The following is a 21,240-nucleotide window of genomic DNA, read 5'->3' on the forward strand; positions in this document are numbered from 1 at the left end:
TTAATTCGACCTTCTCACGGGCAATTCGGCTTTTTTCCACATTTCCTGAGTATAGTCTTCACTTCTTCAGGATAAAATGCTAACGGAAAGGGCGGGAAATAATGGTATACGTTTGGTGGATATTGGGGTTCTTCTTTTTTTTCTTTGTGATTATTTGTTTGTCCAAGTTACGCATTTTTCTTGATTCTTTTTTTGAAAAAGAAAATATCGATATTAAAGTTCGGTTGGAGTTATGGAATGGTTTGCTTTCCTATACAATAAATGTCCCATTTGTGAAGCTTCTCACCCATTCAGGCAAAAAGCCTCCTAGTCTTCTTTGGGAACAAGAGACGAAGAAATCTGTTAAGAAAGAATTAACCTATTCCGAGTTTGAACAAATGATAGAAAATGCTAAGAGGTTCATACAACAAGTTGAGTCATTGCAAGCGGTTATTCGCACCTTTTTGGAAAAAGTAGAAATTGATAAGGTTCGTTGGGAAACTGTATTTGGAATGAAAGATGCGGCCTGGACTGGAATGGCGATTGGTTCTCTTTGGGCTGTTAAAGGCAGTGCTCTCTCTGTGGCCAGTTTCTTGATGAGGATGACATCTGAACCGGAAATGACGATTACTCCTGTTTTTGGCCGGTCCACTTTCCGAACGGAATTTTCATGTATGATTGCCTTCCGTCCCGGGCATGCTATAGTTGCTGTTATTCAAATTCTTTCTCGTTGGCGCAGCCAAAAAAGAAAGTGGAGAGCGTCAGCGATTAATAAACAACTATAATTGGGAGGTACAAATATGAGTGAACATCCAATTGAAGGTTTAATGACAACGGCGATGGAAAATTTAAAAGAAATGATTGATGTGAACACAATCATCGGTGATCCAGTAGAAACACCGGATGGCAGTGTAATTATGACCGTTTCTAAAGTAGGCTTTGGTTTTGCGGCAGGCGGAAGTGAATTTACAATGGATAAACCAGATGGTAACTCATCCGGGAATTCGCAATCTAAACAGAAAAAAAGCCCATTTGGCGGTGGAAGCGGTGGTGGTGTTTCGATCACACCGATTGCTTTTTTAATTGTGAAGGGCAATGATGTCCGAATGCTACATTTAGACGAAAATACGCATTTAATTGATAAAGTGCTGGATATGGCACCTAGCGTAGTTGAAAAAATTCAGGGCATGTTCCAAAAAAACGATCAACCTAAAACGGATGGCTATGGAGCGGCACACGATCCCTCTATTTAATGCACTAAAAGATTGACAGCGTCCTTGCTGAAATTCAGCAGGACTTTTTCTTTGCTTTTTTTGGCTTGTTTTTACTATGATAGGAAATGTAAATATATCAAGGAGGGATTCAAAATGGCTCATGTAACATTTAAAGGAAACCCAATCACTATAATTGGGAACGAAGTAAAAGCAGGAGATCAGGCACCGGATTTTACTGTGCTAGCTAACGATTTATCAGAGGTGACCCTAGCTGATTCTAAAGGGAAAGTCCGCTTGATTAGTGTGGTCCCTTCCGTTGATACGGGTGTATGTGATGCACAAACACGCCGCTTTAATGAAGAAGTATCTAAACTGGACAATGTAGAAGTATTAACCATTTCTGTCGATTTGCCGTTTGCACAAAAACGCTGGTGTGCAGCTAGCGGATTAGAAAATGTAAAGACATATTCTGATCATCGTGACCTTTCTTTCGGAGAGGCTTATGGTGTTTATATGAAAGAACTGCGTTTATTAGCACGCGCTGTATTTGTAGTTGACAGCCATGATAAAATTACTTACGTTGAGTATGTAAGTGAGGGAACAAATCATCCGGACTATGAAAAAGCGATTGAAGCTGTAAAAGCTGCTTTATAATTAGCAAAAGGCTGTTTCATAAGGGGTCTGATCCTCAAAAGAATATCTATACATACTAGATATTTTATCAGGATCAGACCTTTTCATTTTAAAGACGATGTTCCCGGTAAGAACTATGTAAGGAGGGACAAGTGATGAATGAATTTTCCCCGATCGAAAACCTTTTCAAAACCTTCGATGAAACAGCTGCCATTCTTCAAAGAGAATTGTCATGCACCTATTTAGATGCGTTAGCAGAGACAGCTGAAAACTTATTTCAAAATGAAGTGTTGCAAGAGGAATTGAGTGATGAAGCGAAAAAGCAAGTCGCACAGAAATATGAGGTTATTCAATTAGATCAGTTTTCAAAAGAAGAAATTCGTAAGGCCTATCAGCTAGCGATTTTGAAAGGCATGCAGGAAAATGTTCAGCCTAACCATCAAATGACGCCAGATTCTATGGGCTTATTTATCGGTTACTTAATTGGCCGATTTATGAAGGGTCAAAGTGAATTTACGCTGATGGACCCTGCAGTGGGAACCGGAAATTTATTATTTACCGTATTCAATCATTTAGCTGAGAAAAATGTATCTGCTATTGGAGTAGATATCGATGATCTTTTATTGAAGCTTGCTTGGTGTGGGGCTAATTTACTGGAGCAGCCTGTACAGTTCTACAGTCAGGATGCATTAGAACCATTACTCATTGATCCGTCTGATGTGATTGTTTGCGATTTGCCTGTCGGTTATTATCCGAATGATGTGCGTGCGGTCGAGTATGAGCTATGTGCGAACGAAGGTCATTCCTATGCTCATTTCTTGTTCATGGAACAAAGCATTCAGCATACAAAACCAGGTGGGTATTTATTTTTCCTTATACCAAATAATTTGTTTGAATCGACTGGCGCTGATCAGTTGCATCGCTTCTTTCAGAAATATGTACATATTCAAGGAGTGATCGGTCTGCCGCTATCTTTGTTTAAAAATAAACAAGCAGCAAAAAGTATTCTTATTTTGCAAAAGCAAGCGGAGACAACGCAACCGCCGAAACAAGTGTTTCTTGCTAATCTCCCATCGATGAAAGATCCGCAAGCGATGCGCTCTATCATGAGAAAAATGGACCAATGGTTTGAAGAAAGTAAATCATAACAAAATCCCCTCAGGCGTGAGGGGATTTTGTTCGTCTTACTTTGAATGTTCAACGAGCCATTGTTCAATGGTTGGATACGTCCGTTTTACAGCGTTTCCGCCAACGACGACCGATACATGTCCTGTAGGCATAACGTGATACGTTTTATCTTGGCTCGATACTTTTTGCATTAATGGCTTCACTTGTTCTGGTGCGGCAATATGATCGCGCTGAGCAGCGATATTTAAAATATTCGCTGTAATATGGCTAAGTTGCACTTGCTGTCCTCGGATCACTAATTCATCTTTAATTAGTTTATTCTTTTGATAAAAGTCGCCGATCCATTGTCTAAACGCTTCACCAGGGAATGGAATCCCATCATGCACCCATTTTTGCATTAACGACCAGCTTTTCACAAAGTCTTCATTGTCGGCTCGATCGGCTAATGAGACAAAAGGCCCGATATAATTAACAAGCGGTTTAAGTAACTTATTTCCAAGATCAATCGCTTCAGGCGGAATAATGCCGAATGTATCGATCATTTTATCTAAATTAAAATAGCGTTCATCTAGCCAGTTCGTAAATAAACCAGTGTCTTCAAAGTCAAAAGGACTTGTCATAAAGATTAAATTGCGAATGGGCAACTCAGGATGAAGTGCAGCAGAAATAGCGGTCATCGTTCCGCCCATACAATAACCAAGTAAGCTGACTTCATCCGCACCGGAAGTTCGCAATACTTTTTGGATGGCGCGAGGAATGTAATCCAGCACATAATTGTCCAGTTTCATATGCCGATCTTCGTAACCTGGCGTTCCCCAATCCAATAAGTACACGTCATGTCCTTGATCCGTTAAATATTCAATAAGACTGCTACCAGGCGTTAAGTCTAATATATATGGCTTATTAATCAGCGCATAAATCATTAATAGCGGGACTTTATTCGTTTTTTCTTTTGCCGGTTGGTAACGGTATAGCTTCGCTTTATTTTTCGTCCAAATCACTTCTTTAGGCGTTAAACCTACTTGCGGTTCTGGCTCCTTTGTTAACACTTCTGATACTCGCTTAAAGCGGTAATAGCTTTTTTGGATATTTTCAGGTAGCGTATTGACCCAAGCTTCCATTTCCTTTGTTGTAGCGTACACGTTCCCATTCCCCCTTTTAAATGTTACAAGCAAACGATTTCGTCTTTCTTACATGTAGGCACCGCCGTTTACATTGATGCACTGACCTGTAATGTAGTCACTGTTAGCAAGGAATAGAACGGCATCTGCGACTTCCGATGTTTTTCCTAATCGTTTCATTGGGATTTTGGAGATAATTTGTTCTAATATATTGTCTGGAATCGCTGCGGACATTTCCGTTTCGATATAGCCAGGGCAGATAGCATTCACTGTGATCCCGCTTTTCGCTGTTTCTAAAGCTAAAGATTTCGTAAAACCAATCATGCCTGCTTTTGAAGCGGAGTAATTCGTTTGACCGAAGGCGCCTGCTTGTCCGATAATGGAACTGATATTAATGATACGCCCATATTTTTGCTCCAACATCGTGTTGATGACCGCGGATGTTGTATGGTAAATGCTGTTTAAATTGACGTTAATCACATCGTACCACTCTTCTTCGCTAAGCTTTTTAAATGAACGATCTCTCGTAATTCCAGCATTGTTTACAAGAATATCGACTCTTCCAAATTGCTTTTTCGTTTCCTCGATTAACTGAGTAGCTTCCTCTAGGCTTGCTACATTGGCTTTGCAAGCTAGCGCTGATCCGCCAAAGCTTTCAATATCTTCTACTACAGCTTTTGCTGCATCTGGGCTTGAGTTATAGTTAATGACAACATTGGCTCCTTTTTTTGCTAATTCCTTGGCGATTGTAGCACCGATTCCGCGGGAGCCTCCTGTTACAATCACTACTTTTCCTTTTAAACTTAACAAATCTTCATTTTTCTGGATTAGTTCTTTTTCAATGATTGCCATTTACATACACTCCTTATGTAGGTTTTTAGAAGATCATTTATGATTCAGAGCTTTATTTCTTTTGTTGTGAAGCAGATGATGCTGATTTGGAAGGAGCTTCATTTGAAGCGGATGCTTGTTGTGATGGTTCTGGGGCAGTTGCTGCTTCCTCTACTTGTTGCAAGGCTTTTAAGATGCGATCCATTTTCTTATCCAATCGAACCACCGTTGTTTTTAGTTTGTTGATTTCGTTAAGGGCAGGGCTGTTTAAAATTTCATCTTCCACCTTTTGATCAAGGTTTTCTACTTTTTCTTCTAAGTTGATAATGAGTGAGGCCACACTCGAGATTTCTTCACGAGTCGGCATGTTCATTTGCTTTAAATAAGCATCTGCTGTTTTTTGAATGAGATCTTGTAACTGTAAATAAGCGCTTTGAGTTTGGCCCATCCACTCTGCATAAGCCTCTTGTTGCATTGTTTCGTGCAAGACATCATTCCAACTTGCTTCTGTTTTTTCGTAAAAACTTTTCCACACGGCAAACGGATCTGGCAATGTTTGTTGGGTCATTACGCTTTAACTCCTTTTAATTTTTTGTTTTTTTGTAAATCTTAAAACTATTGCTACGTATTTAGGATAATACACATGAGCCATCTTTTGTTCCAAAAAAAAACGTGAAATTCCACTTAAAATCCCAGAAATATGACAAGGTTTTTTATGGATGTTGTCGATTAAAATAGAATTTGTCAATATTTGTAGGGGTGTAACGGTTGACTTGGAATGCATATAGGTGTAAATTACATATATAGGCGATATTAAAGGTATAGTAGGTGATAGTAATGGTTTCAAATCGCAGCACCTCTAAAGAGGAGAAAGACCGGAAAAAGAATGTAGCGGGTGCCCCGAAGAATTTCATGATTCCTGTACTTTTACTTCTTTTAAGAGATTGGAATGCCCACGGATATGAACTGATGCAAAGGCTCATCCAGTTTGGGTTTCACTCTATTGATCAAGGCAACTTCTATAGAACTTTAAGGCAGCTAGAAAAGGATGAATTTGTTACTTCTGAATGGGATACCTCGTCAGGCGGGCCAGCGAAGCGAATTTATTCCATTACTGCAACAGGAGAGCAATACTTACAAATGTGGGCCTCTTCACTTGAACAATATCAGAAAATGCTTGATCAGTTCTTTAGTGTATACAGTCAATTTTTTATGCCATCACGATTCACGCCTAATAAAGACGATCAACAGAAAAAATAGACAAGACCTCTCTAGTTAAGACAGCGTAAATTTTATAAAACTTGACAGTTGCGAAAGCCTTCATTTTGGCAGCTGTATAAGTTTTTATACAAGGTTACTTAACCTTAATTACATTTAAATGGAGGGTTTTCAGTGGTGAATAAAAAAGAAGCAAACAAGTCTATTGATGTTATTGATGTGTTTTGGGATGGATGGTTTAATAGTTTCAAAACGTTCTATTCTTCTCAGGATGGACTAGAGCAAAGAACTCTTCAAGTGTTTGAAAGACAAAAAGACTGGATCAATTCCAGCCGAGCGCAAATTTCTAAGCTGGAGGAAAACTCTAAAAAGTTGTCTTCTGAATGGAAAGCGAATATGCAACCTGCTTGGGGACAGCAAGAAGTGGGCAATAAAAGTTTATCTGAATGGGTCGATCAATTAGAAGAAATCAGCCAAAAAACGCAGTCACTGGCGTTGAGTCCAGGAAAAGCTTCAATCGAAATGCTGTCAAAGTCTCAAGCTCATTTAGAAGAAACATATAAAAATGCTCTTGAAGCGCAACAGCAAAACCGTGAAGAAGTATTAAAAGCATGTGAAGATCTAATTAATCAATTGAAGCAAACGCAAAAAGGCATGCTTCAATCGTTCGAATTAATTGCTAAATAATAAGGAAAGCCAATTCGGAGTAATCTGAATTGGCTTTTTTGATGCTGAAATACTAGAATAGGCACCCCTTGTTTTTATTATAATGTATAATAATGGAGATAACTTAAGAGAAGGGAAGAGTCCGATGTAAATGACACCTATCCACTAAAAAACTGAATAATCAGCGAAAGGGATGGGGTATGCGGGATACACGCTCTTTTCATTTTCTTTGGATCGGACAAACGCTAGCTAATGGTGGGGATCTGTTTTACATTGTTGGTTTAAAGAGAATGAAAAGACAAGAAATAGTGAAATAGGAGGGGTTTATCATGGCTTTAACCGAACGAGAAGAAGGCATATGGGAAGAGATTATGGATTGGGAACAATCGCTAGTAGAGTATGAAGGCAACGATTTTCAATATACATATGCTAAATGGCTGCAAGCCGCATTTGAAGCGATTCCGGACGAAACGTTAGCCACCTTTTTTGGCCAGCTAGATAATGCGTTGTTCCAAGTGCATTCTTTGCTGCAAGGTTCCCAATTTCAAAATGAAGCGAGAGAAAGAATCTTAACTTCTGCTAGAGTGTTTAATGAAGAGATTAAGACCATTTCAGATATGAAAAAGCTGACGTTAGATCAGCTAGCTTACTTGAATCGCCAGCAAGCATCGAGACATCGGCTGTATTCTCTGATTCAAGGGGGAATGACAGGAACAGGGGGAGCGGTGCCGGTGAGTACCGATTTTCTCGGGATGATTTTAATCAACTTGCGGGCCGTTCAACTGACGGCGATGTCTTACGGCTATGATCCGCAAACGCCATTTGAAATGATGGCCTCCTTGAAAGTGTTTCACGCGGCGACTTTACCAGATCGTTTAAAAGCAGCTGGTTGGCAAGAGCTTTTATTAGAGTTTGAAGCGCAGGAACAATCCTTCTTTTATGAAGAAACTGGACGATTAACTGACTTGACTTGGATTGAAGGGCCGATTAAGCAGTTATTCAAACTCCTAGCGATTAATGCTTTTAAACATAAAAAAGTATCCAATTGGCCGCTTCTCAGCGTGGCGATTGGAGCGGGCGTGAATTATCGCCTGACGAAAACCGTGACGACCTATGCAGAAAAATATTATCAGTATCGTTTGCTGCAAGAGAAAAAAGCTGATAGTGAATGAAAAAGCCGCCGCCTACGAAAAAGTAGGCAGCGGCTTTTTCAATTGTTTATAAACTAGCGACAATGCTGAAAAAGTTACATTCACTTTTCTACAGAAGGTGATGTTCGGAACCACAGCCACAAATCATTGATCATCGAAGCCAGCTCGCTAATTTCTTCATTAATTAAGCAAGAGCGATCGAAGCTTTCTTCGCGTTCAAGCTGACTTTGACGTTCATTGATTTCTTTTTCTAACGTTTTAATGCGGTCTGGGATTCTTCCTCGAATTGCTTCCCATTCATGCAGAATAGCGGTTTGCTCATCGATTGAATACTGTGTCCATTCTTTCATTAAAGAAGGTACAGCGATCCCGAGACGTGTGTTCGTTTGAAAATACATAAGCGCTCCCCTCTTTTTTCTTCCATCTTACCGTTTTCCTTCGTTTTCTGCAAAATTGCGATGCTTCGGTGAGTGTTTATTCATAAAAAAGAAAAAAAATACACTTTTTTGAATAAAATACTTGAAAGCTCATGAAGAACATGGTATTCTTTATTCATGTTAAGAGAATAAAAATTAATAAAAATGAATATTTATACTAATAGATATCAGCTTAGAGGAGGAAATAAATCATGAGTAAAAAAGTTGTTCTTGCCTATTCTGGCGGACTAGATACATCGGTGGCAATCCCGTGGTTAAAGGAGAAAGGCTATGATGTCGTAGCTTGTTGCTTAGATGTTGGGGAAGGGAAAGATTTAGAGTTTATTAAAGAAAAAGCGCTTCAAGTAGGAGCGGTAGCGAGCTACATGATCGATGCGAAAGAAGAATATGCAAATGAGTATGCATTGATCGCTCTTCAAGCACATACGTTATACGAAGGTAAATATCCGCTAGTATCTGCGTTATCACGTCCGCTTATTTCGAAAAAGCTAGTAGAGGTAGCTGAAAAAGAAAATGCGGTAGCAGTGGCTCACGGATGTACAGGAAAAGGAAATGACCAAGTTCGTTTTGAAGTATCGATTAAAGCATTAAATCCTGATCTTGAAGTTCTTGCTCCAGTACGTGATTGGAAATGGTCACGGGAAGAAGAAATCGAGTACGCGAAACAAAACAATATTCCAGTACCGATTAACTTAGATAGCCCATTCTCCATTGACCAAAACCTTTGGGGAAGAAGCAATGAGTGCGGAATTTTAGAAGATCCTTGGGCAGCACCGCCAGAAGACGCTTATGACTTAACAGTTTCGTTAGAGAATACGCCAGATACGCCTGAAATCATCGAAATTGATTTCAAAGCAGGTGTGCCAGTGGCAGTTAATGGCGTACAGTACTCCGTAGCAGAACTCATTCTTCATTTAAATGAAGTAGCTGGAAAACATGGTGTGGGAAGAATTGACCATGTGGAAAACCGCCTTGTTGGTATTAAGTCAAGAGAAGTGTATGAGTGCCCAGGTGCGATGACGTTAATCAAGGCACATAAAGAGCTTGAAGATTTAACGCTTGTTAAAGAAGTGGCTCACTTCAAACCGGTGATTGAAAAGAAAATTACAGAGTTGATCTATGATGGATTATGGTTCTCTCCATTAAGAGCACCGCTTGAAGCGTTCTTAAAAGAAACGCAAAAGTTTGTAACTGGAACAGTTCGTGTCAAATTGTTTAAAGGCCATGCCATCGTAGAAGGAAGAAAATCTGAGTATTCCCTATACAATGAAAAATTAGCGACATACACAACAGAAGATGAATTCGACCATGATGCAGCCGTAGGATTTATTCAATTATGGGGTCTTCCGACAAAAGTAAATTCAATGGTGCAACAAGAGAAAGAGAAGGTTCAAGCATGAAAAAATTATGGGGAGGGCGCTTCCAAAAGTCAGCAGAACAATGGGTAGATGAGTTTGGAGCATCCATCCAATTTGATCAAGAGCTTGTGTTTGAAGACTTAGAAGGAAGCATCGCACATGTCACAATGCTTGGTGAAACCGGCATTTTAACGAAAGAAGAAGCGGATCAAATCACGGGCGGCCTTGAAGTTTTAAAGGAGAAAGCTTCAAAAGGTGAATTAGCGTTTTCGGTTGCCCAAGAGGACATCCATTTAAATTTAGAAAAATTCTTGATCGAAGAAATCGGAGCGGTTGGTGGTAAACTTCACACCGGCCGTAGCCGTAACGATCAAGTGGCCACTGATATGCATTTGTACTTGAAGAAGCAAGTCAAGCTGATCATTGGTTTAATTGAAGCATTTCAAGAAGCGATTGTGGAAAAAGCCGAGGCGCATGTGGAAACACTCGCACCTGGCTATACCCACTTACAAAGAGCACAGCCGATCTCATTCGGTCACCACTTAATGGCCTATTTCTGGATGCTACAAAGAGATAAAGAGCGTTTTCAAGAGGGATTGAAGCGGACGGATGTCTCGCCTTTAGGTGCAGGTGCCCTTGCCGGTACAACCTTCCCGATTGATCGCGAATTATCGGCTAAGTTGCTTGGTTTTTCAGGCGTATATGCGAATAGTATGGATGCGGTCAGTGACCGTGATTTCATCCTTGAGTTTTTAAGCGCTTCTTCCATTTTAATGATGCATCTGTCTCGGTTAGCAGAAGAAATGATTCTTTGGTCGAGCCAAGAGTTTCAATTTATTGAAATGGATGATGCGTTTTCTACAGGATCAAGCATTATGCCTCAGAAGAAAAATCCTGATATGGCAGAGCTGATCCGTGGAAAAACAGGTCGCGTATATGGCAATCTATTTAGCTTGCTAACGGTATTAAAAGGTTTACCGCTTGCTTATAATAAAGATATGCAAGAGGACAAGGAAGGTATGTTCGATACAGTACATACGATTATTGGTTCCTTGAAAATTTTTGCAGGAATGGTTCGGACAATGAAGGTGAATGAGGACCGCTTAGGAGAAGCAGTCCACAACGATTTCTCCAATGCTACGGAGCTGGCTGATTACTTAGCATCAAAAGGCATTCCATTCCGCGAAGCACACGAAATAGTTGGAAAACTAGTGCTTCACTGCATCCAACATCAATGCTATCTCGCTGACCTGCCTTTAGAGGAGCTAAAGTCTGCGTCTGAGGTCATTGAAGAAGACATTTATCAAGTGCTGTCACCATATGAAGCCGTCAAAAGAAGGAAGTCTTTAGGCGGTACTGGATTCGACCAAGTCCAGCTCCAAATCAGTGCAGCAAAAGACTTGATCAATGAGCAACAAGCCCTTAAGGAGTAAGGGCTTGTTTTTTTGATTCAAAGACTTTATTTTTCTAATCCGCCTTTATCATCATACTGTTAAGCTTTTTGCATATAAAGTATATAATGATTACTATATTCGCCTCTGTAGCTCTAGAAGGGAAGAGCGCCGGAAAACATTGTAGAACCGGGTCGCAAGGCAAAGGTTTCAGAAGCACCGAAAAGCAAATTAGCTGAGGTAGGTGAAATTCCTGCCGGTGAAATTCCGTAGGGAAGCGTGTTCGTCCTTAGCCTATGCTTACGAAAGGAGTGCGGGTTCGAATCCCGTCAGAGGCATTTCGGCATTATGACACGGTGAAAACTAAATCAAAAACCGCCCCAACACGTTGAGGCAGTTTTTGATCTTATTCTGCTTTGTCTGTGCGAACGACTAGTACGTCGCAACGAGCAGCGCGAGTGATATGTTCAGATACGCTTCCGATTAAGAATCGCTCCATTGCGTTTAGTCCAGTAGCCCCACAAACGATTAGGTCAGCTTCGACTTTTTTCGCTACATCTTTAGGAATGATTACTTTAGGTGAGCCGTATTCAACGAATGTATTAACTGCTTTTACTCCAGCTTTTTCAGCTTCTGCTTTGTACTCTGTTAATAGTTCGTTGCCGTATTGAGAAGCGCGCTCAGCAATGGAGCGGTCATACGCTTCAATCGCTGCGAATGAACGAGTGTCAATCACATGTACTAAATTTAATGTTGCATCATTTCGTTTAGAAATCTCGATTGCTTTTTTAAATGCCCATTCTGCTTCTTTAGAACCGTCAACAGCTACAAGAATATTTTCATATTTCATGCTCATTTGTCATTCCCCCTTATAATTTAAGTGTACTACAATTATAGCATTCTATCAGTAATATTTTACTTAGAAATGTGAAATTTTCCTAAACAAACAGCAATTCTTTAGGGAATGACGTTAACACTTGTTGGCCTGTGCTCGTTACATATACATCATCTTCAATTCGAACGCCGGCTACCCCTGGCACATAAATGCCTGGTTCAATTGTAAAGACCATTCCTTCTTGAAGGACAAGTTCGTTTGTTTCGGTGATGCTAGGGAATTCATGCACACTAATGCCAAGACCATGACCTAAGCGGTGCGGAAAGTATTCGCCGTATCCTGCATCAGCAATAATGGATCTGGCGATGAGGTCAATTTCTTTTGCTGAGACCCCTGGTTTCACTGCGGCAATCGCTGCTTGTTCGGCTTTCAGTACCGTTTCGTAAATTTCACGCTGCTTGTCGTTCAACTCTCCAAAAGCCACCGTCCGAGTAATATCTGAGCAATAGCCTTCGTACACAACACCGAGGTCAAATAAGACTAAATCCCCTTTCTGTACTTTTGTTGCTCCAGGAACGCCGTGTGGGGAAGCGGCATTGGCTCCGGTTAATACCATCGTGGAAAAGGACATTTCGGCAATGCCTTTCTTCTTCATTTCAAATTCAATTTCTGCTAAAATTTCAAGTTCGGATTTTCCTTCTTGAATCGCTTCTGTTCCAACTTTAATGGCGTAGTCTGCGTATTCCGCCGCTTTCTTCAAGTGAGCTAATTCTGTTTCATCTTTGAGCATTCGCAGCTGCTCGAGTTTCGCTTCGGCTGACATAAAGGCAACGGAAGGAAAGCGAGCTGCTAGTTCCTCGTAGCGTTCCACGTTTAAATGTTGCTTTTCAACGGCGATGCGAGGGAGGCTATTGATTCGACCGTTCACTCGTGATTGAATCATTTCCCAAGGATTTTCGATATCGGTATAGCCTACCACTTCATATGCCCAGCCGCTGTTTTTTGCATCGGCCACTTCCATTTTCGGACAGACTAAAAAAGGCTCTGCTTCTTGAAAGATGGCGACACCGAGAAGACGCTCGTGAGGGTCGCTTCGAAAACCTGATAAATAAAAGACATTTTCCGTAGACGTAATAAACGAAAAAGGAATATCCTCTGCTTTCATCCAATCCATCAATTTCGTTAATCGTTGATTCATGTTGATTTCCTCCCTGCAAGCTTAAAAAAATGATATCCATAAAAGTTTATCATTTACTATGAGTGGAAAAAAGGAAAAGAGGTTGGTAAAGTGAATAGTTAATAGAGAGTATTTTGCATAGAAGGGAGTTTATTAATCATGAAAGTATCCTATCATGGACATTCAATTGTAAAAGTAGAGACAAATGGAAAGACGATTTTAATCGACCCGTTTATTAATGGAAATGCATTAACGGATTTAAAGGTAGCGGAGGAGCATCCAGATATCATCATTTTAACGCATGGTCATGGAGATCATGTTGGTGATACGATTGAACTAGCGAAGAAGAGCGGGGCTTTAGTGATTGCGGTCAATGAACTTGCTTTGTATTTGGCTCATCAAGGCCTGAATACTCATCCGATGCATATCGGCGGCAGTTTTGAATTTGATTTTGGAAGAGTGAAATTCACACAAGCTTTTCATGGATCTGGTTTGCAGCAAGAAGATGGAACATTCTTATATATGGGCATGCCAGCTGGTGTATTATTAATGATTGAAGGTAAAACGATTTATCATGCGGGAGATACTGGCTTATTCTCCGATATGAAGTTAATTGGTGAACGTCATCCGATTGACCTCGCTTTCTTGCCGATTGGTGATAATTTCACAATGGGTCCAGATGACGCTGCGATTGCTGCTCAGTTTTTACGGGCGAAGCAAGTTATTCCGGTTCATTTCAATACGTTCCCACCAATTAAACAAGATCCTTACGTTTTTATTAATCAGCTTGAAGCAAACAATGGTCTCGTACTTGAGCCAGGTGAAGTGATCGAGCTGTAAATCATCATGAAGAGAGTTGTCTCATAAAGGAGGGAGTGTTCCTATTATGAGACAATCTTTTTTCTCTCCTCTCTAAACATTTTTCCGAAAATTGAATCTGACCACTTTTCGTCTTATAATAGCTGTATTAGAGGAGCGGAAAGGAACAGGTGAAACAGTTGATAACGAAACACGAGCAGATTTTACAATATATTGAAGGTTTGCCAATCGGAGAGAAAATATCGGTAAGGCAAATAGCGAAAGCGTTGTCTGTCAGTGAAGGAACGGCTTATCGGGCGATTAAAGATGCGGAAACGAAAGGGTTAGTATCTGCAATTGAACGGGTAGGTACGATTCGGATTGAACAGAAGAAGAAAGAAAATATCGAAAAGCTGACATTTGCTGAAGTGGTGAAAATTATTGATGGACAAGTGCTCGGCGGTCGAGCAGGACTTCATAAAACGCTAAATAAATTCGTGATTGGTGCGATGAAGCTCGAGGCGATGATGAGATATACAGGGCCTGGAAATTTACTGATTGTGGGAAATCGAACGCAAGCGCATGAGCATGCCCTGCAAGCGGGGGCGGCTGTGTTAATTACAGGCGGATTCGATACAGAGGAAGAGGTGAAGAAGCTCGCAGATGAGCTGGAGCTTCCGGTGATCTCTACAAGTTATGACACGTTCACAGTTGCGACAATGATTAACCGTGCCATCTATGATCAGTTAATTAAAAAAGAAGTGGTGCTCGTTGGCGATATTTTTACCGCTTATGATCAAACGGCGGCCTTATCTGTTCACGATACGATCAATGACTGGCTTGAAAAAAACAGGGAAACCTTACATAGTCGGTTCCCTGTTATTGATGATCAATTAAAGGTGCAAGGGATGGTCACCGCAAAGGATATTATGGGACATGATCAAGACTGGCCCATTGAAAAGGTGATGACGAAAAATCCGATTACGGTGAGTGTGAAAACAAGCGTAGCCTCTGCCGCACATATGATGATTTGGGAAGGAATCGAATTGTTGCCAGTTGTGGATGACCAAAATCGGATTCAAGGGATTATTAGCCGTCAAGATGTGTTAAAAGCATTGCAAATGACACAACGGCAGCCACAAATGGGAGAAACGATTAATGATACGATCACGCACCAAATTGATTTATCAGGAAAAGGGGAAAATGTATACACATTTGAAGTGACGCCGCAAATGACGAATCAACTAGGAACGATTTCATATGGCGTGTTCACGACATTAGTGACGGAAGCAGCTAATCAAGCGATGCGCGCTCAGAAAAAAGGGGATTTAGTCATTGAAAATATTACGATTTACTTTATTAAGCCGGTTCAAATGGAGAGTATGCTAGAAATTCATCCAAAAGTACTTGAAGTGGGTCGAAAGTTTGGGAAAGTGGATGTAGAAGTGTTTAATGCAGGCACACTGGTAGGCAAGGCATTGATGATGTGCCAAGTGATTGAGCGAAATTAAAACACCGCTCCGACATAGGAGCGGTGATGAAGTATTAATGATTGAGTTCTTCGGCTTCTTTTTGCGCATAAGGAAGAAAGTGGCGGTACGCTTTCACGCCAGCCCATACACTGCCGAAACCGACAAGCATAAATAGAGCGGCTACAATATAAGCGACTGTTGTTTGTTGGATAAACAGTGTGTTGATTCCAAAACAGCCCACACAAAGACCAAGAGCGATGCTAGATTTAGCGGAGAGCCACTGTCTTTCCATTGGGCGTCTGCTTCGAACATATTGAACTTTATACATGATATAGAAAGAGAAAGATATAACAATAACAAACACTAAAACAGGCATATAGTTTCCTCCATACAATTCTTTGACTATGTTCATTGTACCGAGAATGGGAGAGAAATTCTACCTTAAAAACTTGTCTAGTGTAAAGGAGAAGTAAATTATGAAACAACAAATCATTGAAAAGATTAAAGAGTATAGCACTATTATTATCCACCGTCATGTCCGTCCAGACCCAGATGCTTACGGATCACAAGGGGGACTTGCGGAAATGATTAAAGCTTCTTTTCCAGAAAAGCAAGTGTATACAGTTGGAGAAGAAGAGCCGACGCTTCGCTTTTTGCGTACGCTTGATGTGATTGATGATCAAGTATATGCAGGTGCGCTTGTCATCGTATGTGACACAGCCAACGAGGAAAGAATTTGTGACAAACGCTATAAATTAGCAAAAGAGTGGATCAAAATAGATCATCACCCGAATGAAGATCCTTACGGTGATGTGAGATGGGTAGATACATCATCCAGTTCGACCAGTGAAATGATTTATGATTTATATAAAAGCGGCAAAGAGCATGGGTTGAAAATGAATATGGAAGCTGCCAGACTGTTGTTTGCAGGCATTGTCGGTGACACGGGCCGCTTCCTTTATCCAAGTACGACAGACCGGACAATGGAATATGCGGGAGAATTGATTGAATATAAGTTTGACCGTCATGAACTATTTACTCGCATGTATGAAACGGAAGAAAAAGTAGTGAAACTGCAAGGGCATATTTTGCAGCATTTTCAATTAGAAGAAACAGGAGAAGCAGTTGTGTCGTTGACAAAAGAGCTGCTGAAAGAGTTTGGGGTTGCTCCATCTGAAGCCTCTCTTCTTGTGAGTTGTCTTGGTGAGGTAAAGGGGATCAAAGCTTGGGTCTTTTTCGTAGAAGAAAATGATCAAATTCGCGTTCGCCTTCGCTCGAAAGGTCCTGTGATTAATGAATTAGCTAAAAAATATAATGGCGGAGGTCACCCGCTGGCTGCTGGCGCCTCTGTTTATTCTTGGGAGGAAGCCGAACAAGTGGCGAAAGACCTCAAACAATTGTGCAGCGCATACAACGGCTAATCAGCTTGAAGCGCCAGTTCTAGTTGAACTTGAATCGTGGTGTGAAAGAGCCATTCTTTGACATGGAGTGAATAGCTTTTTTGATTGATTTTGATCGTTTTATTTTCAATGGTTTGACGAAGTAATTCTTTTTGTGAATAGACGGTCTCTAAATCTTTCGCATAAAGAACAGAGAGATCTTCTTTAATGCTCTCCTGTATTTCATAAATGCTTTGGGCGTCATTGATACCATATTTTTCATAGTTTTTAATTTCGATTTTTACTTCCTGTACAGTTAATTTGTGCAGGTTTTTTTTATTCAATTGTTTGTATTCTTCTTGCCAAATTTCTAAATGCTGGGTTAAGTCGCGGATTTCATTTTTTTGCATTTCGATGGTGATCGCTTGTCTCTCTTGCAGGGAGCCAAACATATAAAGAAATAATAGCCAGCTTATGCAGCTGCCGATAACAGCCCCGCTTAACAGCCATTTTCTCCTTTGACGTTTGTGAAAGACAGGGACTCTCATGGCGCAATATGTTCTCCTGTTAGCCAAGCGATAATAATCGTACCTGTATGTGTCCCGCCCAAAGCTGATAAAATCAGCAGAAACTGTTTAAATACTTCTTTTGTCTCGCCTTCTTGAAAGCCGCGTTCAAAGTTTGACAGCGTATCAAATGTGCCGCCGATCGCTGCGACAATGGCCCAGATGTGCAAGCTTTTACTAATTTGCGCGATCCCTGTAAAAATCGGTTTGCCTGTGATAAAGGAAGCCATTCCTCCAAGTAGGGATCCCCCTAACAAAACGCCGAAAGCGATAAAATAGCATTTTAACAATTCTTGAAAAAAGGTATCCGCCATAGCTCCTCCCATTCATGATCCGCCTTTCTTTCTATATATGCAGCCGCTCAAGCTTGTATGAAAACAGAACATATTTTCCTTTTCATCCACTCCCCCTTATAATGTAAGTAAAGGACAGGATGAAATCTGTAAATAAGGGAATGATCAAATGTTCACACATTTACAAATTCAGACAGGTTATAGTTTGCTTTCAAGCACCATTTCCATTGAGAAGCTCATGGCGAAAGCGAAACAACTTGGCTATCAAGCACTAGCGATTACGGATCACAATGTCATGTATGGGGTGATCCCTTTTTATCAAGCGTGTAAAAAAGCAGGGATTAAGCCGCTGATCGGTTTAACCGTTGATGTGAAAAGTGAGTTTACGGATGATGCTTCCTATCCGCTTGTGCTGCTGGCAAAGAGTCAGGCAGGATATCATCATTTGTTAAAAATTTCGAGTGTGATTCAAACAAAAGCAAAAGAAGGCATTCCGATCAAATGGCTCAAAGGATATTCAGCAGGCTTGTTTGCTTTCACTCCAGGTTTAGAAGGGGAAATTGAAGGGTTGCTTCAAAAAGATCAATCAAAAGCGGAAGAAGTCGCTCAAGCTTTCAAACAATTATTTGCGCCGGGGCACTTTTTTTTATCTATGCAGCGGCATGGAAAGCAAGGAGAGGAGATTGTGAATGAAGGGATGAAAGCTTTGAGTAAGAAGCTGTCCATCCCTCTCATTGCCACTCATCACGTTTCATACATTGAAAAGGATGACGCGTTTGCCTTGCAGTGTTTGCAGGCGATTCGTGATGGTGAAAAATTAGCTGATCAAATGATAGACGATCACCAAGGTGCTTATTTCACTTCCCAGCAAGAAATGGAGACCTTGTTTGCGGATGAGCCTGAAGCGCTGCAAAGAACAAATGAAATAGCGGCTGCTTGTGAAGTGGAGTTGTCGTTTGGACGCGCCTTGCTTCCGCGATTTCCACATACTGAGGGAAAATCAGCAGAAGCCTTTTTACAAGAGCTTTGTATTCAAGGGTTAGAAGAAAGGGGCTTGGCTCAGCAGCCGGCCTATAAAGAACGGCTGTTGTATGAGTTAAATATTATCGAGCGCATGGGATTTAGCGACTATTTTCTTATTGTCTGGGATTTTATGAAGTTTGCTAGAAGCCAGCAGATTTTAACAGGTCCAGGACGGGGGTCAGCGGCGGGGTCACTTGTCGCGTATGTGCTTCATATTACGTCAGTGGATCCGCTTGAATACGGTTTATTATTTGAGCGTTTTTTGAATCCGGAACGCGTCTCAATGCCTGATATTGATCTAGATTTTCCGGATCATCGCCGCGATGAAGTGATTCACTATATTTCACAGAAATACGGGGCACTGCATGCCGCTCAAATTATCACGTTCGGTACACTGTCTGCTAAGGCTGTCATGCGTGATGTGGCAAGAGTATTCGGTTTTTCGACGGCAGAAATGGAACAGTTGTCCAAATCGATTCCGACGCGGCCTGGTGTCACATTAAAGCAAGTGTATAAAGAGTCGGAGAAATTTCGCACATGGGTGAGCAGCTCTGCAAACAATGAAAAATTATATAAAACGGCATTAACGTTAGAAGGACTGCCGCGTCATACGTCGACCCATGCAGCAGGAATGGTTATTACAGAACAGCCTTTAACGGAACTGATTGCGATTCAAGAAGGGCATGATGGGCTGTTTCTTACTCAGTTCCCAATGGATACATTGGAGCAATTAGGGCTGTTGAAAATTGACTTATTAGGTTTGCGCAATTTAACGATTTTGGAGCGTATTTTAGAATCTATTTATTATTCAGAAGGAAAAAAGCTAAACTTGAAGAATATACCTTTACAAGATCATCAAACCTTTCAATTATTGGGAAAGGGGCAAACAACGGGTATTTTTCAATTAGAGTCGGAAGGAATGCGAAAGGTGTTGATGCGCCTGCAGCCTAGCCATTTTGAAGATATTGTGGCAGTGAATGCCTTATATCGTCCAGGTCCAATGGAGCATATTCCTGCCTACATTGAGCGCAAGCATGGTCGAACACCTGTGGAGTACCCTCACTCACATATAAAAGAGATTTTAGAGCCAACTTATGGAGTGTTAATTTACCAGGAGCAAATTATGCAAATTGCCTCGAAGTTAGCGGGTTTTTCATTGGGAGAGGCTGATTTGTTAAGAAGGGCTGTCAGCAAGAAAAAGAAAGATGTACTTGATGCTGAGCGCAAGCATTTTGTGCAAGGTGCGCGGCGAAAGGGATACAGTGAAGAAATAGCGGACAAGGTATATCACTTAATTGTTCAATTTGCCAACTACGGATTCAATAGAAGTCATGCCGTTGCTTACAGCGTGATTGCGTATCAGCTGGCCTATTTAAAGGCTCATTATCCCATGAATTTTATGGCTGCCCTTTTAACATCTGCGATCGGCAATGAAGAAAAAGTGAAACAGTATATAAGTGAAGCAAAAACGATGGGCATTCAACTGCTCCCTCCTTCTATTAATGAGAGCCATTTCCCTTTTAAAGCGGAAAAAGAGGGTATTCGCTATAGTCTAGCAGCTATCCGCGGCATTGGCACAAGTGTACTGAAGGCCATTTTGTCCGCGCGAGAAAAAGGTCCGTTTGTCGATTTATTTGACTTTTGCTTGCGGGTGCCTTTGAAAATTGTGAATAGAAAAGCGATAGAGGCATTGATTGCTTCAGGCACCTTTGATGAGTTCGGTCAAGATCGGGCTGTTTTAATGAAAAGTCTGGATGTGGCGATCGATCACGTCGAACTTGTTGGACCTGAAGATGAGGGACTTGGTTTATTTCAGGATACACACTTTTTTCCGAAGCCCAAATATGTGGAAGTAGAGCCAATGGCTATTCAAGAGAAGCTCACTTTAGAAAAAGAAGTGCTGGGCGTGTATGTCTCTGCTCATCCAACTAAACCTTATGAGCGAATGTTTCATGAGTTTGGGAGTGTTCCTATTAACTTGTTAGTGCCCGGGCGTCGTCAAGTAGCTATCGGTATATTTGTGAATGAAGTGAGAGTTATTCGTACAAAAAAAGGGGAAAATATGGCGTTTGTTCAATGTTCGGATGCAAGTGGAGAAATAGAAGGCGTCCTTTTTCCGGGGGTGTATCGCAACACAGCTACCTTCCTGCAAGAGGGTTCGATCCTTTTCTTAAAAGGGGATACAGAGGAGCGAAATGGTCGAAAACAGTTTATTGTGAAAAGTGTCCAAACAACAGAAGAGCTTGAGCGGTTGCAAGAGGAAAAGAGCAAAGTGCTCTATGTAAAAATTCCTCACACGCCGGATGAACATCTTGTTCTCGAAGATGTTCACCACATTTTTCAACGATTTCCGGGACAGACACCGATCGTGTTGCATTATGAAAGAACCTATCAAACGGTCAAGCTAAGAGAGAAAAGTTGGATTAAGCCTTCACAGCAACTCATAACCGAATTGGAAAAGGTCGTTGGAAAAGAATGTGTTGTATTAAAATAACTTAATACTTTACAACCTTCTTTTCATAGTTTATTGTGTTGTAATAGACAAAAGTGTGGTCTGACCACTTTAGAGA

22 protein-coding genes are annotated in these 21,240 nt (G+C 41.0%); 13 read left to right on the forward strand and 9 right to left on the reverse strand.

Annotation, left to right across the window (positions count from 1 at the left end; genetic code table 11):
• Positions 1–101 precede the first annotated feature (101 nt).
• The 4 genes from IRB43_RS00510 (at position 102) to IRB43_RS00525 (ending at position 2,974) form a co-directional block, all read left to right on the forward strand.
• Entirely contained in the window at positions 102–764 is a 663-nt protein-coding gene (locus IRB43_RS00510) for a DUF2953 domain-containing protein (RefSeq protein ID WP_203361477.1), read from the forward strand.
• Between the two features lie 15 nt (positions 765–779).
• The gene (ytfJ, locus tag IRB43_RS00515; RefSeq protein ID WP_203361478.1) at positions 780–1,232 is read left to right on the forward strand and encodes a GerW family sporulation protein; all 453 of its coding nucleotides are present in this window, start codon (positions 780–782) and stop codon (positions 1,230–1,232) included.
• Positions 1,233–1,346: 114 nt separating this feature from the next.
• Positions 1,347–1,847, forward strand: a complete 501-nt coding sequence (gene tpx, locus IRB43_RS00520; protein ID WP_203361479.1) for a thiol peroxidase — start codon at positions 1,347–1,349, stop codon at positions 1,845–1,847.
• Between the two features lie 134 nt (positions 1,848–1,981).
• Entirely contained in the window at positions 1,982–2,974 is a 993-nt protein-coding gene (locus IRB43_RS00525) for a class I SAM-dependent methyltransferase (protein ID WP_203361480.1), read from the forward strand.
• 36 nt (positions 2,975–3,010) lie between these two features.
• Here IRB43_RS00525 and phaC read toward each other — a convergent pair whose 3' ends face one another.
• The 3 genes from phaC to IRB43_RS00540 all read right to left on the reverse strand — a co-directional run bounded on the left by phaC (position 3,011) and on the right by IRB43_RS00540 (position 5,474).
• Positions 3,011–4,075, reverse strand: a complete 1,065-nt coding sequence (gene phaC, locus IRB43_RS00530; RefSeq protein WP_203361970.1) for a class III poly(R)-hydroxyalkanoic acid synthase subunit PhaC — start codon at positions 4,073–4,075, stop codon at positions 3,011–3,013.
• A 69-nt stretch (positions 4,076–4,144) separates the two neighbouring features.
• On the reverse strand, positions 4,145–4,885 hold the full coding sequence (gene fabG / locus IRB43_RS00535; RefSeq protein WP_203361971.1) for a 3-oxoacyl-[acyl-carrier-protein] reductase: 741 nt from the start codon (positions 4,883–4,885) through the stop codon (positions 4,145–4,147).
• A 94-nt stretch (positions 4,886–4,979) separates the two neighbouring features.
• Positions 4,980–5,474: a poly(R)-hydroxyalkanoic acid synthase subunit PhaE gene (locus IRB43_RS00540; RefSeq protein WP_203361481.1), complete on the reverse strand. Its 495-nt coding sequence runs from the start codon at positions 5,472–5,474 to the stop codon at positions 4,980–4,982.
• A 269-nt stretch (positions 5,475–5,743) separates the two neighbouring features.
• On the opposite strand from IRB43_RS00540, the gene phaQ reads away from it, so the two are divergent.
• The 3 genes from phaQ (at position 5,744) to IRB43_RS00555 (ending at position 7,962) form a co-directional block, all read left to right on the forward strand.
• Complete coding sequence (gene phaQ, locus IRB43_RS00545; RefSeq protein WP_203361482.1) at positions 5,744–6,166, forward strand: poly-beta-hydroxybutyrate-responsive repressor; 423 nt, start codon at positions 5,744–5,746, stop codon at positions 6,164–6,166.
• A 132-nt stretch (positions 6,167–6,298) separates the two neighbouring features.
• Positions 6,299–6,811: a hypothetical protein gene (locus IRB43_RS00550; protein ID WP_203361483.1), complete on the forward strand. Its 513-nt coding sequence runs from the start codon at positions 6,299–6,301 to the stop codon at positions 6,809–6,811.
• A 308-nt stretch (positions 6,812–7,119) separates the two neighbouring features.
• Positions 7,120–7,962 (forward strand): EcsC family protein, encoded by an 843-nt coding sequence (locus IRB43_RS00555; RefSeq protein ID WP_203361484.1) that lies wholly within the window; start codon positions 7,120–7,122, stop codon positions 7,960–7,962.
• 80 nt (positions 7,963–8,042) lie between these two features.
• Here the strand turns inward: IRB43_RS00555 and IRB43_RS00560 are convergent, their stop codons facing one another.
• Positions 8,043–8,339 (reverse strand): hypothetical protein, encoded by a 297-nt coding sequence (locus IRB43_RS00560; RefSeq protein ID WP_203361485.1) that lies wholly within the window; start codon positions 8,337–8,339, stop codon positions 8,043–8,045.
• A gap of 230 nt (positions 8,340–8,569) precedes the next feature.
• On the opposite strand from IRB43_RS00560, the gene IRB43_RS00565 reads away from it, so the two are divergent.
• Complete coding sequence (locus IRB43_RS00565) at positions 8,570–9,778, forward strand: argininosuccinate synthase (RefSeq protein WP_203361486.1); 1,209 nt, start codon at positions 8,570–8,572, stop codon at positions 9,776–9,778.
• A complete protein-coding gene (argH, locus tag IRB43_RS00570) occupies positions 9,775–11,169 on the forward strand; it encodes an argininosuccinate lyase (RefSeq protein ID WP_203361487.1) in 1,395 nt (464 codons plus the stop codon). The genes IRB43_RS00565 and argH overlap by 4 nt, the downstream gene beginning before the upstream one ends.
• 364 nt (positions 11,170–11,533) lie before the next feature.
• Here the strand turns inward: argH and IRB43_RS00575 are convergent, their stop codons facing one another.
• On the reverse strand, positions 11,534–11,983 hold the full coding sequence (locus IRB43_RS00575) for a universal stress protein (protein WP_203361488.1): 450 nt from the start codon (positions 11,981–11,983) through the stop codon (positions 11,534–11,536).
• Between the two features lie 82 nt (positions 11,984–12,065).
• Entirely contained in the window at positions 12,066–13,160 is a 1,095-nt protein-coding gene (locus IRB43_RS00580; RefSeq protein ID WP_203361489.1) for a M24 family metallopeptidase, read from the reverse strand.
• Positions 13,161–13,298: 138 nt separating this feature from the next.
• Between IRB43_RS00580 and IRB43_RS00585 the strand changes: the two genes are divergently transcribed.
• Positions 13,299–13,979, forward strand: coding sequence for a metal-dependent hydrolase (locus IRB43_RS00585; RefSeq protein ID WP_203361490.1), 681 nt, complete (start codon positions 13,299–13,301; stop codon positions 13,977–13,979).
• Positions 13,980–14,137: 158 nt separating this feature from the next.
• Positions 14,138–15,448, forward strand: coding sequence for a CBS domain-containing protein (locus tag IRB43_RS00590; protein WP_203361972.1), 1,311 nt, complete (start codon positions 14,138–14,140; stop codon positions 15,446–15,448).
• A gap of 34 nt (positions 15,449–15,482) precedes the next feature.
• Here IRB43_RS00590 and IRB43_RS00595 read toward each other — a convergent pair whose 3' ends face one another.
• Positions 15,483–15,785, reverse strand: a complete 303-nt coding sequence (locus IRB43_RS00595; RefSeq protein WP_203361491.1) for a YtpI family protein — start codon at positions 15,783–15,785, stop codon at positions 15,483–15,485.
• A gap of 100 nt (positions 15,786–15,885) precedes the next feature.
• Here IRB43_RS00595 and IRB43_RS00600 point away from each other — a divergent pair, with 100 nt between their 5' ends.
• A complete protein-coding gene (locus IRB43_RS00600; RefSeq protein WP_203361492.1) occupies positions 15,886–16,830 on the forward strand; it encodes a DHH family phosphoesterase in 945 nt (314 codons plus the stop codon).
• On the opposite strand, the gene ytrI is transcribed toward IRB43_RS00600, so the two are convergent.
• On the reverse strand, positions 16,827–17,336 hold the full coding sequence (ytrI, locus tag IRB43_RS00605) for a sporulation membrane protein YtrI (RefSeq protein WP_203361493.1): 510 nt from the start codon (positions 17,334–17,336) through the stop codon (positions 16,827–16,829). The two genes, IRB43_RS00600 and ytrI, sit on opposite strands and share 4 nt — an antisense overlap.
• Positions 17,333–17,668 (reverse strand): sporulation membrane protein YtrH, encoded by a 336-nt coding sequence (gene ytrH / locus IRB43_RS00610; RefSeq protein ID WP_203361973.1) that lies wholly within the window; start codon positions 17,666–17,668, stop codon positions 17,333–17,335. Before ytrH ends, ytrI begins: the two co-directional genes overlap by 4 nt.
• A gap of 148 nt (positions 17,669–17,816) precedes the next feature.
• Between ytrH and dnaE the strand changes: the two genes are divergently transcribed.
• Positions 17,817–21,164 carry a DNA polymerase III subunit alpha gene (gene dnaE, locus IRB43_RS00615; protein ID WP_203361494.1) on the forward strand — a complete coding sequence of 1,116 codons (3,348 nt, stop codon included), beginning with the start codon at positions 17,817–17,819 and terminating at the stop codon, positions 21,162–21,164.
• Positions 21,165–21,240: the final 76 nt, after the last annotated feature.

Source organism: Bacillus sp. REN10 (genome assembly GCF_016820555.1).
Taxonomy (GTDB): Bacteria; Bacillota; Bacilli; order Bacillales; family Domibacillaceae; genus Bacillus_CE.

Bases quoted from the DNA above. Each gene is read 5' to 3' on its own strand.
- IRB43_RS00510 (WP_203361477.1), top strand. From the start codon at position 102: ATGGTATACGTTTGGTGGATATTGGGGTTCTTCTTTTTTTTCTTTGTG.
- ytfJ (WP_203361478.1), top strand. From the start codon at position 780: ATGAGTGAACATCCAATTGAAGGTTTAATGACAACGGCGATGGAAAAT.
- tpx (WP_203361479.1), top strand. From the start codon at position 1,347: ATGGCTCATGTAACATTTAAAGGAAACCCAATCACTATAATTGGGAAC.
- IRB43_RS00525 (WP_203361480.1), top strand. From the start codon at position 1,982: ATGAATGAATTTTCCCCGATCGAAAACCTTTTCAAAACCTTCGATGAA.
- phaC (WP_203361970.1), bottom strand. From the start codon at position 4,075: ATGGAAGCTTGGGTCAATACGCTACCTGAAAATATCCAAAAAAGCTAT.
- IRB43_RS00540 (WP_203361481.1), bottom strand. From the start codon at position 5,474: ATGACCCAACAAACATTGCCAGATCCGTTTGCCGTGTGGAAAAGTTTT.
- phaQ (WP_203361482.1), top strand. From the start codon at position 5,744: ATGGTTTCAAATCGCAGCACCTCTAAAGAGGAGAAAGACCGGAAAAAG.
- IRB43_RS00555 (WP_203361484.1), top strand. From the start codon at position 7,120: ATGGCTTTAACCGAACGAGAAGAAGGCATATGGGAAGAGATTATGGAT.
- IRB43_RS00560 (WP_203361485.1), bottom strand. From the start codon at position 8,339: ATGTATTTTCAAACGAACACACGTCTCGGGATCGCTGTACCTTCTTTA.
- IRB43_RS00565 (WP_203361486.1), top strand. From the start codon at position 8,570: ATGAGTAAAAAAGTTGTTCTTGCCTATTCTGGCGGACTAGATACATCG.
- argH (WP_203361487.1), top strand. From the start codon at position 9,775: ATGAAAAAATTATGGGGAGGGCGCTTCCAAAAGTCAGCAGAACAATGG.
- IRB43_RS00575 (WP_203361488.1), bottom strand. From the start codon at position 11,983: ATGAGCATGAAATATGAAAATATTCTTGTAGCTGTTGACGGTTCTAAA.
- IRB43_RS00580 (WP_203361489.1), bottom strand. From the start codon at position 13,160: ATGAATCAACGATTAACGAAATTGATGGATTGGATGAAAGCAGAGGAT.
- IRB43_RS00585 (WP_203361490.1), top strand. From the start codon at position 13,299: ATGAAAGTATCCTATCATGGACATTCAATTGTAAAAGTAGAGACAAAT.
- IRB43_RS00595 (WP_203361491.1), bottom strand. From the start codon at position 15,785: ATGCCTGTTTTAGTGTTTGTTATTGTTATATCTTTCTCTTTCTATATC.
- IRB43_RS00600 (WP_203361492.1), top strand. From the start codon at position 15,886: ATGAAACAACAAATCATTGAAAAGATTAAAGAGTATAGCACTATTATT.
- ytrI (WP_203361493.1), bottom strand. From the start codon at position 17,336: ATGAGAGTCCCTGTCTTTCACAAACGTCAAAGGAGAAAATGGCTGTTA.
- ytrH (WP_203361973.1), bottom strand. From the start codon at position 17,668: ATGGCGGATACCTTTTTTCAAGAATTGTTAAAATGCTATTTTATCGCT.
- dnaE (WP_203361494.1), top strand. From the start codon at position 17,817: ATGTTCACACATTTACAAATTCAGACAGGTTATAGTTTGCTTTCAAGC.